We start from the raw sequence: 14,400 nt of genomic DNA on the forward strand, positions 1-14,400 counted from the left end.
CACCAATCTGGTGTCCTTTCAAATTTTGAGCAGTGTGCGCCGGGTAAATCTGCCGCATCACAGCCCTTAATCAACTCGCTTAGCGGCGGTTGCCGAAGATCCGCAGTAACATCAGGAACAAGTTGATGAAATCAAGATACAGAGTCAATGCGCCGACGATAGAATATTTACGGAAATTATCTCTATCATTAGAATCCAACTGCGCGCCCATATTTTTCAATTTCTGGGTATCGTAAGCAGTCAAGCCAACAAACACTAACACACCGATATAAGTGACAGCCCACATCAATGCCGGGCTTTTCAGCCAGATATTAACGATAGAAGCCAACACGATACCGATCAAACCCATAAACAGCATGCTACCCATACCACTTAAATCACGTTTGGTGGTATAGCCGTACACACTCATCGCGCCAAACATCCCGGCACAAATAATAAACGTGCTGGCGATAGAAGCGCCGGTATACATGATAAGGATGCTGGAAAGAGTCAGCCCCGTCAGCGCCGAATACAGCATAAACAGGCTGGTTGCCATTGAACCGCTTAAGCGATTAACCATGCCAGAAATAACAAATACCAGACCCAACTGAGCAATAATCAGCCCGAAAAAGGTGATCTGGCTGGAGAAGATAAAATTCATTACCGCAGGCGTATTCGCTGCGTACCAAGCGACTACTGCTGTTAATAACAGACCACAGGTCATCCAGCCGTATACCTGCGCCATATATGCCTGAATGCCAGAGTTGGCACGTTCGACAATTGAACCATTAGAGCGTGGATAGCGATCCATGGTAGTTACCTTATGCATATAAATAATGATACAGGCTATCAACTGATAGCCCACCGACTCTTTAAGGTTACCACAGAAACAGGGCAAACAAGGGAGTAAAAATAGATGTTTAGGGTCGATCTTTACACGGGTTTACGTACAGTTTACCAACGCCTGGCGGCAGCATGATCGCTGTCGCGTGATTCGACCCAACGTTCGCCGTCAGTGGTCGCTTCGCGTTTCCAGAATGGTGCCCGTGTTTTCAGATAATCCATAATAAACTCAGCCGACTCAAACGCCATACTGCGATGAGCACTGGTCACACCGACAAAAACGATTTCATCGCCGGGAAACAGCGGCCCCACTCGGTGAATGACTGACACGCGCTGCAAGGGCCAGCGGCTGCGCGCTTGAATAATAATTTCTTCCAGCGCTTTTTCTGTCATCCCTGGATAATGCTCGAGCGTCAAAGCACTGACATTAGCCCCTAAATTATGATTTCGGACTTTGCCGGTAAAGGTCACCACCGCGCCATCTTCATCACACTGTGACAACCAGGTGTACTCCTCGCCGACATTAAATGCCTCCGGCCCGACACGAATACGGGTGTTGTCCATCATCAACCTCCCGTCACTGGTGGGAAGAAAGCCACTTCATCTCCCGCGACCAAAGGGTGCTGCATATTGACCAGCGATTGATTCACCGCCGTAAGCAATTTGCCTTCTTCAAGTGCTAACTGCCAGCGTTCACCCCGTTGGCATAGGAATTGACGCAAAGTTTCAACCGTTGGAAAAACCGCCTCCACTTGCAAGCTGTCAGTTCCCACCAGCTCACGAACCTGAGCAAAGAACAGAATCTGAATCATGAGTTCACCTTAAAATCACCAGATTTTCCGCCACTTTTTGCCAGCAGACGAACCGGACCAATTATCATGTCTTTTTGTACGGCTTTACACATGTCATAAATGGTCAACGCAGCAACCGACGCCGCGGTGAGGGCTTCCATTTCCACCCCGGTTTTACCGGTTAAGCGGCAACAAGATTCGATGCGAACGCGATTGTGCTCTGGTTGTGCCTCCAGTTGGACTTCCACTTTGGTCAGCAGTAGCGGGTGGCACAGGGGAATTAATTCCCAGGTTTTTTTGGCCGCTTGAATGCCAGCAATTCGCGCTGTGGCAAACACATCGCCTTTATGATGGCTACCCTTGATAATCATGGCCAAAGTCGCGGCGTGCATTTCGACGAAAGCCTCCGCACGGGCTTCTCGTACGGTTTCTATTTTGGCGGACACATCCACCATATGAGCTTCGCCGGCAGCATTAATGTGAGTCAGTTGGGTCATAGATAACCTTTATTCTTGATATCGCAGCCGATCAGCCACCAATAAACGATAAATTCTGTGTGATACCACTGTTGCCTTGATGCAAGAAATGAGTTTGTTTCTTGGTTTGTAATGCACTTTGAATCCGCGCCATTAACTCATCTTGCTGGTCGTCACTGCCTAACAGGTCACGCAGCGTAATGCCCTGCTCGCCAAATAAGCATAAATGCAGGTTTCCCAGCGCTGAAACACGCAGGCGGTTACAACTGGCACAGAAGTCTTTCTCATACGGCATGATAAGCCCGACTTCGCCCAGAGAGTCCGGATGATGAAACACCTGAGCCGGGCCATCGCTGCGCGCACGCTCCTGCTGTTGCCAGCCTTGCTGGAGCAATTGCTGGCGAATGACGCCGCCGGAAACATGGTGTTTGCGAAACAAATTACCGCCCTCACCGGTCTCCATCAGTTCGATAAATCGCAGTTGAATCGGACGCGATTTTATCCAGTTAAGGAAAGCACCGAGATTCTTGTCATTAACATCCCGCATCAGCACGGCATTGATTTTGACTTTCTCGAAACCTGCATCAAAAGCAGCATCAATGCCTTGCATCACTTGATGAAATTTATCTTGCCCGGTGATGGCATGAAACTGCCGTGGGTCGAGGCTATCAACACTGACATTAATTGCCGTCAATCCAGCATCACGCCACTGGACAGCATCACGCGCTAAACGGTAGCCATTGGTGGTCACCGCCAAGGTGCGGATCGCGGGATTTTGACGAATTGTTGCGATGATGTCGGTAAAATCGCGACGCATGGAGGGCTCGCCACCGGTTAAGCGGATTTTTTCTGTCCCCAATAGGGAAAATGCCCGGCTGACGCGGCTTATTTCGTCGAGGCTGAGAAAACTTTTAACTCCGTCCGGGCGGTAGCCATCAGGCAGGCAATATGTGCAGCGAAAATTACACACATCAGTAATCGATAGGCGCAAGTAATAGAACTTGCGCGCAAATGCGTCTGTAAGTTGTACCATAACACCTTTCCAAATACGGGAGATGCAGGCATTTCTACCTCGCACCCTGGTGGCTTAAAGCCACGGCCAGAGCATCATATTGTCCATAAACGCGACAACGTAGACACCAAGGCTAGGAGTTTGTGCTCAGTCACTGTGCTGACAGCTAACTGAACCATGGTTAAAAAAGTCATTTTGGGTATAGCGGCTAATCGCTAAAACCCCCACTTTTCCTACAGATTCTAACGCTAAAACTGCAAGATAGCCAATTGCTGTTTTCGTTATATATTTTTATATACAACGACTTATGCAACAAAACTTATCGTTATTGAGCTTATTTTATTGCGGGGCTGATACTTTGTTTAAAATCACGAAAACCATGGCTTTTATCGCGTTTTAGTGGCAAATCCGTTAACTTATGCAGCAATTTCACTATTAGCTCTACTCTTAGAGTCAGGCAACAATATTTAGGCAGGAAAAATATGCGAAATCGCACATTAGCGGACCTCGATCGGGTGGTTGCTTTAGGTGGCGGCCATGGGCTGGGACGAGTGATGTCAGCCCTTTCCCCTTTAGGCTCACGCCTGACCGGTATTGTTACCACCACCGATAATGGCGGTTCGACTGGTCGCATCCGCCGTTCAGAGGGGGGGATTGCCTGGGGTGATACGCGTAACTGTCTGAATCAACTGATAACAGAACCCAGTGTCGCTTCTGCGATGTTCGAATACCGCTTTACCGGTAATGGCGAACTGGCGGGTCATAATCTGGGTAATTTAATGCTCAAGGCTCTGGACCATCTCAGCATTCGCCCAATTGAAGCGATTAACCTGGTACGGAGCTTGCTGAAAGTCGATGCCTGGTTGATCCCTATGTCGGAACACCCCGTCGATTTACTGGCTATCGATAATGAAGGGCACCCGGTTTATGGCGAAGTGAATATTGACCAACTTTCGCATATGCCGAAAGATTTGCTGCTGTCCCCCCATGTCCACGCGACCAAAGAAGCGGTTGAGGCTATTGGCCAGGCCGATGTCATTTTAATCGGGCCGGGTAGTTTCTTAACCAGTCTGATGCCGCTGTTATTACTCGATGATCTCACTCAAGCCCTTCGACGCAGCTCTGCCAGCATGATTTATATTGGTAATCTGGGGCGTGAACTCAGTGTGGCGGCTGCTGAACTGTCATTGCACGAAAAGCTGGAAATAATGGAAAGCAAAATAGGCCGAAAAATTATTGATGCGGCAATTGTAAGCCCACGCATTGATATCAGCGGCGTTACGGACAGAATCATTGTCCAACAGCCCCTGGAAGCCAAAGATATCCCCTATCGTCATGACCGCGAATTACTGCGCCAGGCACTGGAAACCACCTTGCAACAATTAGGTGGCACAGGCTCGGTATAAGTGGCTGAACAAGGTTACTTGCGCGATTTTTCTTCCAAAGCCGCGGTCTCATTCATGTGGATGTAAAGCTCTTCCACTTTAGCCCGTGCCCACGGTGTACGGCGCAAAAACTTCAGGCTGGATTTAATACTCGGTGAGCTGATGAAGCAGTTGATCCGAATACGATATGCCAACTCTTCCCAGCCATAATATGCGACCAGTTTGGTCAACAGTTGTTCAAGAGTAATACCGTGTAACGGATCTTTTGATACATGGTCGCTCATCATTTTCCTTTTTATATCGGGTAACCCTAATTTTAGCGGCACACCTTACGAGGAATCGAGGTATGCCGCAAGATATTAAGATATAGCGATGAACTGTTGGCGCAGTTGATGCACTTGATCGCGTAATTCTGCCGCCTGCTCAAACTCAAGATTTTGCGCGTGGGTGTACATCTTCGCTTCCAACTCACGGATTTTCTGATCAAGCGCTTTCGGTGGCAGAGATTGGTAGTTGTTGGTGTCGGCCACTTTGCCACCCCGACCTTTGCCTTTGCCACGGCTAGAAGGTTGGCCCAGTTGCAGAATATCGCCAATCTTCTTGTTTAGCCCTTGTGGAATAATGCCGCGCTCTTCATTGTATGCCTGTTGTTTGGCCCGACGCCGTTCCGTTTCACCAATAGCTTTTTCCATTGAGGCGGTAATTCTGTCGCCATAAAGTATGGCTTTACCATTCAGGTTACGAGCTGCCCGGCCAATGGTCTGGATCAACGAACGCTCAGAACGCAGGAAACCTTCTTTATCAGCATCAAGGATGGCGACGAGAGAGACCTCCGGCATATCCAGCCCTTCTCGCAGTAGGTTGATCCCCACCAGCACATCAAACTCACCCAAACGCAAATCACGGATAATCTCTACGCGCTCTACGGTATCAATATCCGAATGCAGATAACGTACCCGCGCACCATGCTCTTCCAGATACTCGGTTAAGTCCTCTGCCATTCGTTTGGTCAGCGTAGTCACCAGTACCCGCTCGTTTATTGCAGCACGGATACGGATCTCTGACAGCAAATCATCCACCTGTGTGGCTACAGGGCGTACCTCAATTAATGGATCGAGCAAGCCGGTTGGACGCACGACCTGGTCGATAACTTCGCCACCGGATTTTTCCAGCTCATATTTGCCCGGCGTGGCTGAAACATAGATAGTTTGTGGTGCCAGCGCTTCAAACTCTTCAAAACGCATTGGGCGGTTATCCAGCGCCGAGGGTAGCCGGAAGCCATATTCCACCAATGTTTCTTTACGTGAGCGGTCACCTTTGTACATGCCGCCAATTTGCGGGATGGTGACGTGGGATTCATCCACAATCAGCAGGCCATCTGCTGGCAGATAATCAAATAGTGTTGGCGGCGGCTCTCCCGGCCCACGCCCCGAGAGATAACGGGAATAGTTTTCGATACCGGAGCAGTAACCCAGCTCATTCATCATTTCGAGATCAAACTGAGTTCGCTGGGTAATGCGCTGTTCTTCGATCAATTTGTTGTTAGCTAGTAGCACTTTACGCCGCTCTGCCAGCTCGACTTTGATCTCTTCCATCGCCTGTAAAATACGCTCCCTCGGGGTAACGTAGTGCGTTTTAGGGTAAACAGTAAAACGTGGAACTTCATGTTGTAGCTGGCCGGTTAGCGGATCAAATATAGATAACCGTTCCACTTCCTCATCAAATAACTCTACCCGCAGTGCCCATTCATCTGACTCTGCCGGGAAGATGTCGATAACTTCGCCACGCACCCGGAAAGTGCCACGCTGAAACACCTGGTCGTTGCGGCTATATTGCAATTCTGACAATCGCCGCAGAATAGAACGCTGATCGATGATCATGCCCTTGGTCAGATGCAGCATCATTTTCAGGTATAAATCCGGATCACCCAGGCCATAAATGGCAGAGACCGAGGCCACCACCACCACATCGCGCCGCTCCAGCAGAGCCTTGGTAGCCGATAGCCTCATTTGCTCGATATGCTCGTTTACCGAGGCGTCTTTCTCGATAAAAGTATCAGAGCTTGGTACATAAGCCTCTGGCTGATAGTAGTCATAATACGAGACGAAATACTCCACTGCATTCTCGGGAAAGAACTCTTTCATCTCGCCATAAAGCTGTGCGGCCAGGGTTTTGTTGGGTGCTAATACCATTGTGGGACGATTCAGGTCAGCAATAACATTGGCTACTGTAAAAGTTTTGCCCGAGCCGGTTACCCCCAACAGTGTTTGATGAGCCAGACCATTTTCCAGCCCCTCCTCCAGTTTCCGGATCGCCTCAGGCTGATCACCTGCTGGCTTAAACTCAGAATGTAGTTTGAATGATTTACTCATGAATTTGCTACCCGCCGGAGAAATACAAACTGTCAGGAGGCTAATTATGAAAGCCCCATAGATTTTTGCCACTGTTATGATACTGGATATAAAACCAGCTTAAAACACCCAATTACCGGAATTTTTTTCACAACAACATGGTATGCATGGTTACAGTGAGATGTGGATAGCATTTGCACCCTAAAAGTATTTTTATCCCCAGCAGTTAACATCAACACATTATTGAGAGTTAATTGATTAAAGATCATCCATCTATGCTGGCTATGTTTTTTGAGTACTTGATTTTAAATAACTCGTTGAAAAAATACATTTTTATTAAAAAGTCGAGAATCCGGACAACAGGAGCCAAAGCCGCGTCCTCTCTCGTCTGCCATCAGTTTTCTATGGCTAATGCACAAGGTTATCCACAGGAATGGTGGATAACTCATTCAACCCCACGAGAGCCGTGCGTTGGCGAAAAGCAGGACTTCGCGGTGTAATAGTGACAAACTGGCTTTTTTAGTGTTTTTTTTACATTTTTATTTCACCGCATATTTCAATTAGTGCTAACAAATCTATTTGCTAATTCTATATTTTTAATTCTTTCTATTAGGCTACTCAGCTGCGCCGTAAGTACGGTACTTTTATTGCACCATTATTTTCTCTATAGCACTGCTTGAGTGCAATAAATGCCCCACCACCACTGCCCCTCCTGCCGCTTTCATTGTTTTAGTTTCCTCGCGCGCGCTAAAAACATTTACAGCCCGTTAACATACAAATTTTATCTCCACTCATCGCAATCTGGCTCAAGAATTGCTTCATATACTGATACTTGCAACCACTCGCTAGAAATGTGGTGTTTTATGCAGTGCTGCCGCTACCAGGTATGCAGATTTGCTGGTTAATCCTTCACTAGCCGTTACAGAACACCGGGATACCTGTGAACAACTGAGATCGACTGAGGAGAAGCACTGATGCTGAGTTTAACCGCTGTAAATCAATACTATGGTCAAAACCATATTCTGTGGGATATCAATCTGGAGATTCCCCGCGGCCAATGTACCTGCCTGATTGGGCGAAATGGTGTAGGGAAAACCACATTAATTAATTGCATCATGGGCCATCTGCCTATTATGAGTGGCACTATGACCTGGCAGCCGAACCATGAACCACCGCAGAACTTGTTACAGCAACCTGTTGAGGGGCGTACTGCGTTGGGTATCGGCTATGTTCCGCAAGGGCAACAGATATTCTCCCAAATGAGTGTTGAGGAGAATATGTTGATAGCCGTGCTCGCTGGACATAAATCACGCCATATTCCAGGCTGGATTTTTGAGTTGTTTCCCCTGTTATATGACAAACGTCATCAACGGGGTGGAGAACTTACCCGTTACCAGCAGCAACAGTTGGCGATTGCCCGCGCGCTGGTCGCCGAACCTGAATTGCTTATTCTTGATGAGCCAGGTAACGGTACGTTGCCGCCGCTGAGTGAGGACATCGGTAATATCCTGCAAAAACTTAGCCGTAGTCTTGGCATGACGGTATTGTTAGTCGAGCATCGATTACCGTTTATTCAACATGTTGCAGATAGATTTTGCTTGATGGCAGGTGGGCGAAATGTGGCGCAAGGTACATTAGATCAATTGGATGAAAATATGATTATTGAGCATTTGGCCAGTTGAGATGGCTCAATACTACTGTGGGTGGCACCCGATTTGTGTCAGACGAAATAGTGGGCTAATAACAGGTATTAGCCCTTTTAGGCACCAAATGGCTAAAAATCCGTATTTACCTTTAATCTGGGCGGCGGTGCACTGCCAATAAACTCAGATCCAGATAGCGACCAAGATCACGTCGCTCTGTTACAGGAGAAGTGGCCAAATCCGTAAGATGGGGAACAATCCCTAGTAACGGTGCGTTTATCATCCGTTTCAGTGTTGCCAGGTATTCCGTTTGCCGCCGTCCTGCCGGTATCACCTCATTTGCCACCCAGCCTGCTAAAGATAACCCCGCTTGCTTAATCGCCAAAGCCGTCAACAGAGCATGATTGATACAGCCCAGTTTTACCCCAACAACCATTATCACTGGCAATTGTTCCTGCTGCACCCAATCGGCAAACATCACCTGTGACGAAAGTGGCGTAAACCAGCCCCCCGCCCCTTCGACCAATATCCAGTCAGCTGATTGCTCAAGTTGGCGTAAGCCTTGTGATAAGACCGGCAAATGAATCTCCTGCCCTTCACTGACACTAGCAATATGTGGCGAAGTCGCCTCCTGCAGTGTCAGCGGATTCACCTGTGCATAAGACAATGTTTGAGTGCTGTTCGCCTGTAATGCCAGCGCGTCACTGTTACGCAAACCATCGGCTGTCATCTGGCTGCCAGATGCTACCGGCTTATAACCGGCGGTACGGAAGCCCTGGAGGGCTGCGGCTTGCAACAATGCACAACTGGCAACAGTCTTACCGACATCGGTATCTGTGCCGGTGATAAACCAACGTTTAATCACGATAAATAACCCCATAAACTAAATGGTAACTCAGCGGGTAGTAACCAGATTGCATGCTATACACCTGCTGCAAGGCCATGAGGCGCTTACGACCATTCAACCCAGCCTCACGCCCTTGATGTAAATGCGTGGCACCAATGCCCTGTAGTGAGCGCATAAGGGCGATGACATTCGGAAACTGTTGCTGATATATCTGCGGTGTCAGGGTATGGCGATATCTCTGACAAGCTGCGCTGATATGCTGAAATGAGAGGAAATCATTCACATGCCGCTTACCATCAACTTGTTGCCACGCCTGCCCCAATTCATCCAGAGAGCCGTCGGCCAGAGTGGAAAACAGGATGATCCCCCCTGGACGAGTGACTCGATACAGTTCAGCCAGCGCCACAGATAAATCGGTGCACCACTGCACCGCTAAATTGCTAAAACAGATATCAACGGATTGATCTGGCAGCGGAATATTCTCAATATCCCCAAGAAGGTAGTCATCGGCAGCTTTGTGCTGACGGGCGTGCTCCAACATGCCAGCAGCCAGATCCAATGCCAAAACCTGCTTACCACGCTCACGCCAAAGACGGCTGAAATGCCCAGTACCACAGCCTGCATCCAACACAGACATCCCCGGATGTTGCCCCCCAAGAGCCAACAGAACCTCACCGGTTTTCCGTTGCAAATCGGCGGCGGTATCGTAACTGCCAGCTGCTCGACTAAAAGCCGCGGCAATTGCCAGTTTATTCACTACTGGTTGATTTACCGTGGGTTTACTTATCCCTGCTGACTGTACATTTTCAGCGGCTAACGCCATATAGCACCTCCAGCAGACGATCAATATCTTCACTCTGATGGGCGGCACTCAGGGTAATACGCAATCTTGCGCCACCGGGAGGAACTGTCGGCGGGCGAATGGCGGTGACCCATAATCCCGCAGTGCGTAGCTGCTCTGCCAATGCCACTGTCTGTTGATTGTCGCCGACCAAGAGTGGCTGAATGGCCGTTTCAGATGCCCCTAATTGCAGCGGCAAATCTGCCGCACCACAGCGAAATTGTGTAATGCGTTGCTGGAGGAGTTGGCGCAAATCATCACCTTGCTGAATACGTAGTAGCGCGGCTTGTAGAGCACAGGCCTGCGCCGGTGGCATTGCGGTGCTGTAAATCAGGTGGCGAGCATATTGCAGCAAGTATTCAGCTACCGGTTCCTGACACAACACCGCCGCACCACTCAAGCCAAACGCCTTACCAAAAGTCACCACCAGCAGTTCAGGTTTCACTCCTTGCAACTCACAACTTCCCCGCCCCGCAGCCCCTCGCACGCCGATACCATGAGCGTCGTCCACCAATAACCAGCCCCCCGCAGCCGCCGTATGTTGCTGTATAGCCGCCAACGGTGCGCTGTCGCCATCCATGCTAAAAACACCTTCTGTCACCACCAAAGTTTGGCCTGAACACGGCTTATTAAGCAGTTTTTGCAGTGAATCAGGTTGATTGTGAGCAAAACGCCGAAGTTGCGCCGGAGAGTGCGCAGCAGCTTCCAGCAAAGAGGCATGGCTGAGTTTATCGGCCAAAATTCGGTCATCAGCGGCGGTTAACGCCGTTAATACGGCCTGATTGGCGGCAAAGCCGGAGATAAACAACAGGGCACGTGGATAACCCAACCAGTCAGCTAATTGTTGCTCCAATTGGGCATGAGGCAAGCTATAGCCCGTAACATGACCGGAACCGCCGCTCCCCACGCCATAGCGCTGCGCCCCTTGCTGCCAGGCCGCAATCACCGCAGGATCCTGACTCAATCCCAAATAGTCATTGCTGGAAAAATTGAGATATTGCTGTACACCAGTTTGTAACCAGCGCCCATTCGCGCCGTCATTCACCTGACGACGACGATACGCCGCCGCCTCACGCCGCTGTTGCAGGCCGAGATCTATTTTGTTCTGCCAGCTCATCAGTGGGCCGCGTTATAAAATTGAACCGAGTCTTCGGGTGAGGAATCACCATGCAATAATTGCTCGGTCAAAGCCTGTTGCTGTTCGCGATCACCGTGCTGTGTTGCGGTTTGCTGCGGGTTCAGCCCCAATTTACGGAATAGCTGTAAATCTTTATCTTCTTCCGGATTCGGCGTGGTAAGTAATTTACAGCCGTAGAAAATAGAATTAGCCCCAGCCATAAAGCACATGGCTTGCGTTTGTTCATTCATCTGCTCACGGCCAGCAGAGAGTCGCACATAGGAGGTTGGCATCATAATGCGGGCAACCGCGATGGTGCGAATAAACTCGAAAGCATCCACATCATCGTTATTTTCCAGCGGTGTGCCTTTCACTTTGACCAGCATGTTGATCGGCACGCTTTCCGGTGGTTTCGGCAAATTCGCCAGTTGCACCAGCAATCCGGCACGGTCACGAACAGTTTCGCCCAACCCAACAATGCCGCCGGAACAGACTTTGATCCCGGCATCGCGCACTTCGCTTAGGGTATCAAGTCGCTCCTGATAACTGCGGGTGGTAATGATGCTGCCGTAGAATTCCGGCGAGGTATCCAGATTGTGATTGTAATAATCTAATCCGGCGTCTGCCAAACGGTGGGCTTGCTGCTTGTCCAAAGTCCCCAAGGTCATGCAGGTTTCCATGCCCATCGCCTTGACGCCTTCGACCATTTTTTCCAGATAAGGCATATCGCGCTCATGCGGGTTTTTCCAGGCCGCCCCCATACAAAAACGGGTGGAACCCGCAGCTTTGGCTTTTTTCGCGGATTCCAGCACTTGCTCGACCTGCATTAACCGCTCACTTTCCAGCCCGGTTTTGTAACGCGAACTCTGTGGACAATATTTGCAATCCTCCGGGCAAGCACCGGTTTTAATCGACAATAAAGTACTGACTTGAACCTGGCGTGGATCAAAATGCTGACGATGAATCTGCTGAGCTTCAAATAATAAATCCAGCAAAGGTTTTTCAAACAGGGCCTGGGCTTGCCCGACTGTCCAGCGAATAGAATTTGCCATTACGGCTTCTCCAAAGAAGAGAAAAAAGTGTCGTCAGTGTAAATAAACTCGATATACTGTCAACCATTCTTGAATCATTTTGGTTTACAACTCATTCTCATGACACCTTCTGACCTGGCTTTTGATCAACGCCACATCTGGCATCCCTACACTTCAATGACTGACCCGCTGCCCTGCTATCCGGTAATTGCAGCCGAAGGTGTTGAGCTGCAACTGGCCGATGGCCGACGTTTGATTGATGGCATGTCTTCATGGTGGGCGGCCATTCACGGATACAACCACCCGGCACTGAATCAGGCGGCACATCAACAGTTGGATAAAATGTCGCATGTGATGTTTGGCGGAATTACCCATCCGCCAGCGGTGAAACTTTGCCAACAACTGGTCGCCATGACCCCACCTACGCTGGAATGCGTGTTTCTGGCCGATTCTGGCTCGGTGGCGGTCGAGGTTGCGCTGAAAATGGCATTACAATACTGGCAGGCAAAAGGGGAACGGCGGCAGCGGATTTTGACCCTGCGCCACGGCTATCATGGCGATACCTTCGGCGCGATGTCAGTGTGTGATCCGCAGAATTCTATGCACAGTTTGTATCAAGGTTATTTAGCTGAAAATCTGTTCGCCACCGCGCCACAAAGCCGCTTTGATGAGGCATGGAACCCAGAAGACATCACCGATTTTGCTGCGATGATAGCAAAACACGCCAATGAGATTGCGGCGGTAATTTTGGAGCCAATAGTGCAAGGTGCTGGCGGGATGCGTATCTATCACCCCGCCTATCTGCGAGAGGTAAGGGCCTTGTGCGATCAACATGATATTTTGTTGATCGCTGATGAAATCGCCACAGGTTTTGGCCGCACCGGCAAACTTTTTGCCTGTGAACATGCGCAAATCGTGCCGGATATTCTCTGTTTGGGTAAGGCACTAACTGGCGGCTATTTGACCTTATCCGCCACACTGACTACCCGCAAAGTAGCAGAAACTATCAGTAACGGTGATGCTGGGTGCTTTATGCATGGGCCGACATTTATGGCAAACCCGCTGGCTTGCGCAGTGGCCTCGGCTAGTTTAAATTTATTGGCAGAGAATCGCTGGCAGCAGCAAGTGGCCGCCATCGAAATTCAACTGAAACAAGCACTGCTACCCTTGATAAAACATCAGGCAGTAGCTGATGTGCGGGTATTAGGGGCCATCGGTGTGGTGGAAATGAAAGAACCGGTTAACGTCGCTCGCCTGCAACGCCGTTTTGTTGAACAAGGGGTGTGGGTCAGGCCTTTTGGCAAGCTGATTTACCTGATGCCACCTTATATTATCTCATCAGAAGCATTAACCCGACTGACAAATGCGGTGGCAGGTGCGGTAGAAAATCACAGTTAACCTTGTACTTTAAGCCAATATTTGCAAGCCGCGTTTATCAACGATAGATAATAATTTTAGGGCTGAAGAACTGGGAATGGTTTCACCCCGCTCCCATTTTTGGACAGCCTTCTTACTGACATTAAGATAGAGCGCGAAAATAGGTTGGCTAACCTTTTCTCGCTCTCTTATGGCTTTAATATCATTAGGTGAATAATTTTTTACTGGATCAATACATTGGGCATCAAAGTCTTGCATTGTTACCGTATCGATAAAACCGGCTTCATGCAGGCTTTGTATCTCCTGATGGATTGAAGATAAAATTTTACTCATCGGTACACCTTACGTAGTTTGTTACTGGCAACCAGTGTTTGCAGGTCACCCTCAGTAAAATTAAAATAAACCTTTGCTAATGCTCTGAACGCCAATAACTCTTTTATGGTTATGTTATCCCGTTCATTTTTGGTAAATCCATACAGCAGAAATACGTTTTTACCACTTCGAAATGCGACAATAACCCGATAACTCCCGCGCTTACCTTGCCCCTTTCTGGCGATACGTTTCTTGTATAGGCCATTTCCCAGAGTGACATCTATCAGACCTTTATCCATCTCAGAAACGGCATCTTTTATATCCTGATCCGCAATCCCTTCTTTTCGGATAAAAGAGGTAAAACCTTGACTGAGAAAAATGTCCGTCATAAATTC

16 protein-coding genes and 1 riboswitch are annotated in these 14,400 nt (G+C 49.0%); of the genes, 3 read left to right on the forward strand and 13 right to left on the reverse strand.

Translation table 11 applies throughout. The annotated features are described in order from the left end of the window. Positions 1-79 precede the first annotated feature (79 nt). The 5 genes from FTB31_RS08675 to moaA form a co-directional block, all read right to left on the reverse strand. Complete coding sequence (locus FTB31_RS08675; RefSeq protein ID WP_077293646.1) at positions 80-790, reverse strand: Bax inhibitor-1/YccA family protein; 711 nt, start codon at positions 788-790, stop codon at positions 80-82. Positions 791-933: 143 nt separating this feature from the next. Further along, a complete protein-coding gene (gene moaE, locus FTB31_RS08680) occupies positions 934-1,386 on the reverse strand; it encodes a molybdopterin synthase catalytic subunit MoaE (RefSeq protein WP_050075601.1) in 453 nt (150 codons plus the stop codon). A gap of 2 nt (positions 1,387-1,388) precedes the next feature. Beyond that, on the reverse strand, positions 1,389-1,634 hold the full coding sequence (gene moaD, locus FTB31_RS08685; RefSeq protein ID WP_077174801.1) for a molybdopterin synthase sulfur carrier subunit: 246 nt from the start codon (positions 1,632-1,634) through the stop codon (positions 1,389-1,391). Beyond that, on the reverse strand, positions 1,631-2,110 hold the full coding sequence (gene moaC, locus FTB31_RS08690; protein WP_227731286.1) for a cyclic pyranopterin monophosphate synthase MoaC: 480 nt from the start codon (positions 2,108-2,110) through the stop codon (positions 1,631-1,633). Before moaC ends, moaD begins: the two co-directional genes overlap by 4 nt. Before the next feature lie 31 nt (positions 2,111-2,141). Next, entirely contained in the window at positions 2,142-3,122 is a 981-nt protein-coding gene (gene moaA, locus FTB31_RS08695) for a GTP 3',8-cyclase MoaA (RefSeq protein ID WP_050075129.1), read from the reverse strand. Continuing rightward, positions 3,109-3,253: riboswitch (molybdenum cofactor riboswitch) on the reverse strand. It overlaps the preceding gene by 14 nt. Positions 3,254-3,583: 330 nt before the next feature. Here moaA and yvcK point away from each other — a divergent pair. Beyond that, complete coding sequence (yvcK, locus tag FTB31_RS08700; protein WP_050075128.1) at positions 3,584-4,507, forward strand: uridine diphosphate-N-acetylglucosamine-binding protein YvcK; 924 nt, start codon at positions 3,584-3,586, stop codon at positions 4,505-4,507. Between the two features lie 14 nt (positions 4,508-4,521). Here yvcK and FTB31_RS08705 read toward each other — a convergent pair whose 3' ends face one another. Both FTB31_RS08705 and uvrB read right to left on the reverse strand, forming a co-directional pair. After that, the gene (locus tag FTB31_RS08705; protein ID WP_050075127.1) at positions 4,522-4,770 is read right to left on the reverse strand and encodes a VF530 family protein; all 249 of its coding nucleotides are present in this window, start codon (positions 4,768-4,770) and stop codon (positions 4,522-4,524) included. Between the two features lie 75 nt (positions 4,771-4,845). Then, a complete protein-coding gene (gene uvrB, locus FTB31_RS08710; RefSeq protein WP_077174799.1) occupies positions 4,846-6,858 on the reverse strand; it encodes an excinuclease ABC subunit UvrB in 2,013 nt (670 codons plus the stop codon). 953 nt (positions 6,859-7,811) lie between these two features. On the opposite strand from uvrB, the gene FTB31_RS08715 reads away from it, so the two are divergent. Continuing rightward, positions 7,812-8,519 (forward strand): branched-chain amino acid ABC transporter ATP-binding protein, encoded by a 708-nt coding sequence (locus FTB31_RS08715; protein ID WP_050075125.1) that lies wholly within the window; start codon positions 7,812-7,814, stop codon positions 8,517-8,519. Positions 8,520-8,631: 112 nt separating this feature from the next. On the opposite strand, the gene bioD is transcribed toward FTB31_RS08715, so the two are convergent. Genes bioD through bioB form a run of 4 tightly spaced genes read right to left on the reverse strand, consistent with a single transcriptional unit; the run spans position 8,632 to position 12,337 of the window. Continuing rightward, positions 8,632-9,345, reverse strand: a complete 714-nt coding sequence (gene bioD / locus FTB31_RS08720; protein ID WP_050075124.1) for a dethiobiotin synthase — start codon at positions 9,343-9,345, stop codon at positions 8,632-8,634. Next, positions 9,338-10,150 (reverse strand): malonyl-ACP O-methyltransferase BioC, encoded by an 813-nt coding sequence (gene bioC, locus FTB31_RS08725; RefSeq protein ID WP_050075123.1) that lies wholly within the window; start codon positions 10,148-10,150, stop codon positions 9,338-9,340. The genes bioD and bioC overlap by 8 nt, the downstream gene beginning before the upstream one ends. After that, the gene (gene bioF / locus FTB31_RS08730; protein ID WP_227731287.1) at positions 10,134-11,285 is read right to left on the reverse strand and encodes an 8-amino-7-oxononanoate synthase; all 1,152 of its coding nucleotides are present in this window, start codon (positions 11,283-11,285) and stop codon (positions 10,134-10,136) included. Before bioF ends, bioC begins: the two co-directional genes overlap by 17 nt. Continuing rightward, entirely contained in the window at positions 11,285-12,337 is a 1,053-nt protein-coding gene (gene bioB / locus FTB31_RS08735; protein WP_077174796.1) for a biotin synthase BioB, read from the reverse strand. The genes bioF and bioB overlap by 1 nt, the downstream gene beginning before the upstream one ends. Before the next feature lie 99 nt (positions 12,338-12,436). On the opposite strand from bioB, the gene bioA reads away from it, so the two are divergent. After that, complete coding sequence (bioA, locus tag FTB31_RS08740) at positions 12,437-13,714, forward strand: adenosylmethionine--8-amino-7-oxononanoate transaminase (RefSeq protein WP_050075120.1); 1,278 nt, start codon at positions 12,437-12,439, stop codon at positions 13,712-13,714. Between the two features lie 9 nt (positions 13,715-13,723). Here the strand turns inward: bioA and FTB31_RS08745 are convergent, their stop codons facing one another. Next, positions 13,724-14,026, reverse strand: coding sequence for a helix-turn-helix domain-containing protein (locus tag FTB31_RS08745; RefSeq protein WP_050075119.1), 303 nt, complete (start codon positions 14,024-14,026; stop codon positions 13,724-13,726). Further along, entirely contained in the window at positions 14,023-14,394 is a 372-nt protein-coding gene (locus FTB31_RS08750) for a type II toxin-antitoxin system RelE/ParE family toxin (RefSeq protein WP_227731288.1), read from the reverse strand. Before FTB31_RS08750 ends, FTB31_RS08745 begins: the two co-directional genes overlap by 4 nt. Positions 14,395-14,400 lie beyond the last annotated feature (6 nt).

Origin of the sequence: Yersinia proxima (assembly GCF_902170785.1) — a bacterium.
GTDB lineage: Bacteria > Pseudomonadota > Gammaproteobacteria > Enterobacterales > Enterobacteriaceae > Yersinia > Yersinia proxima.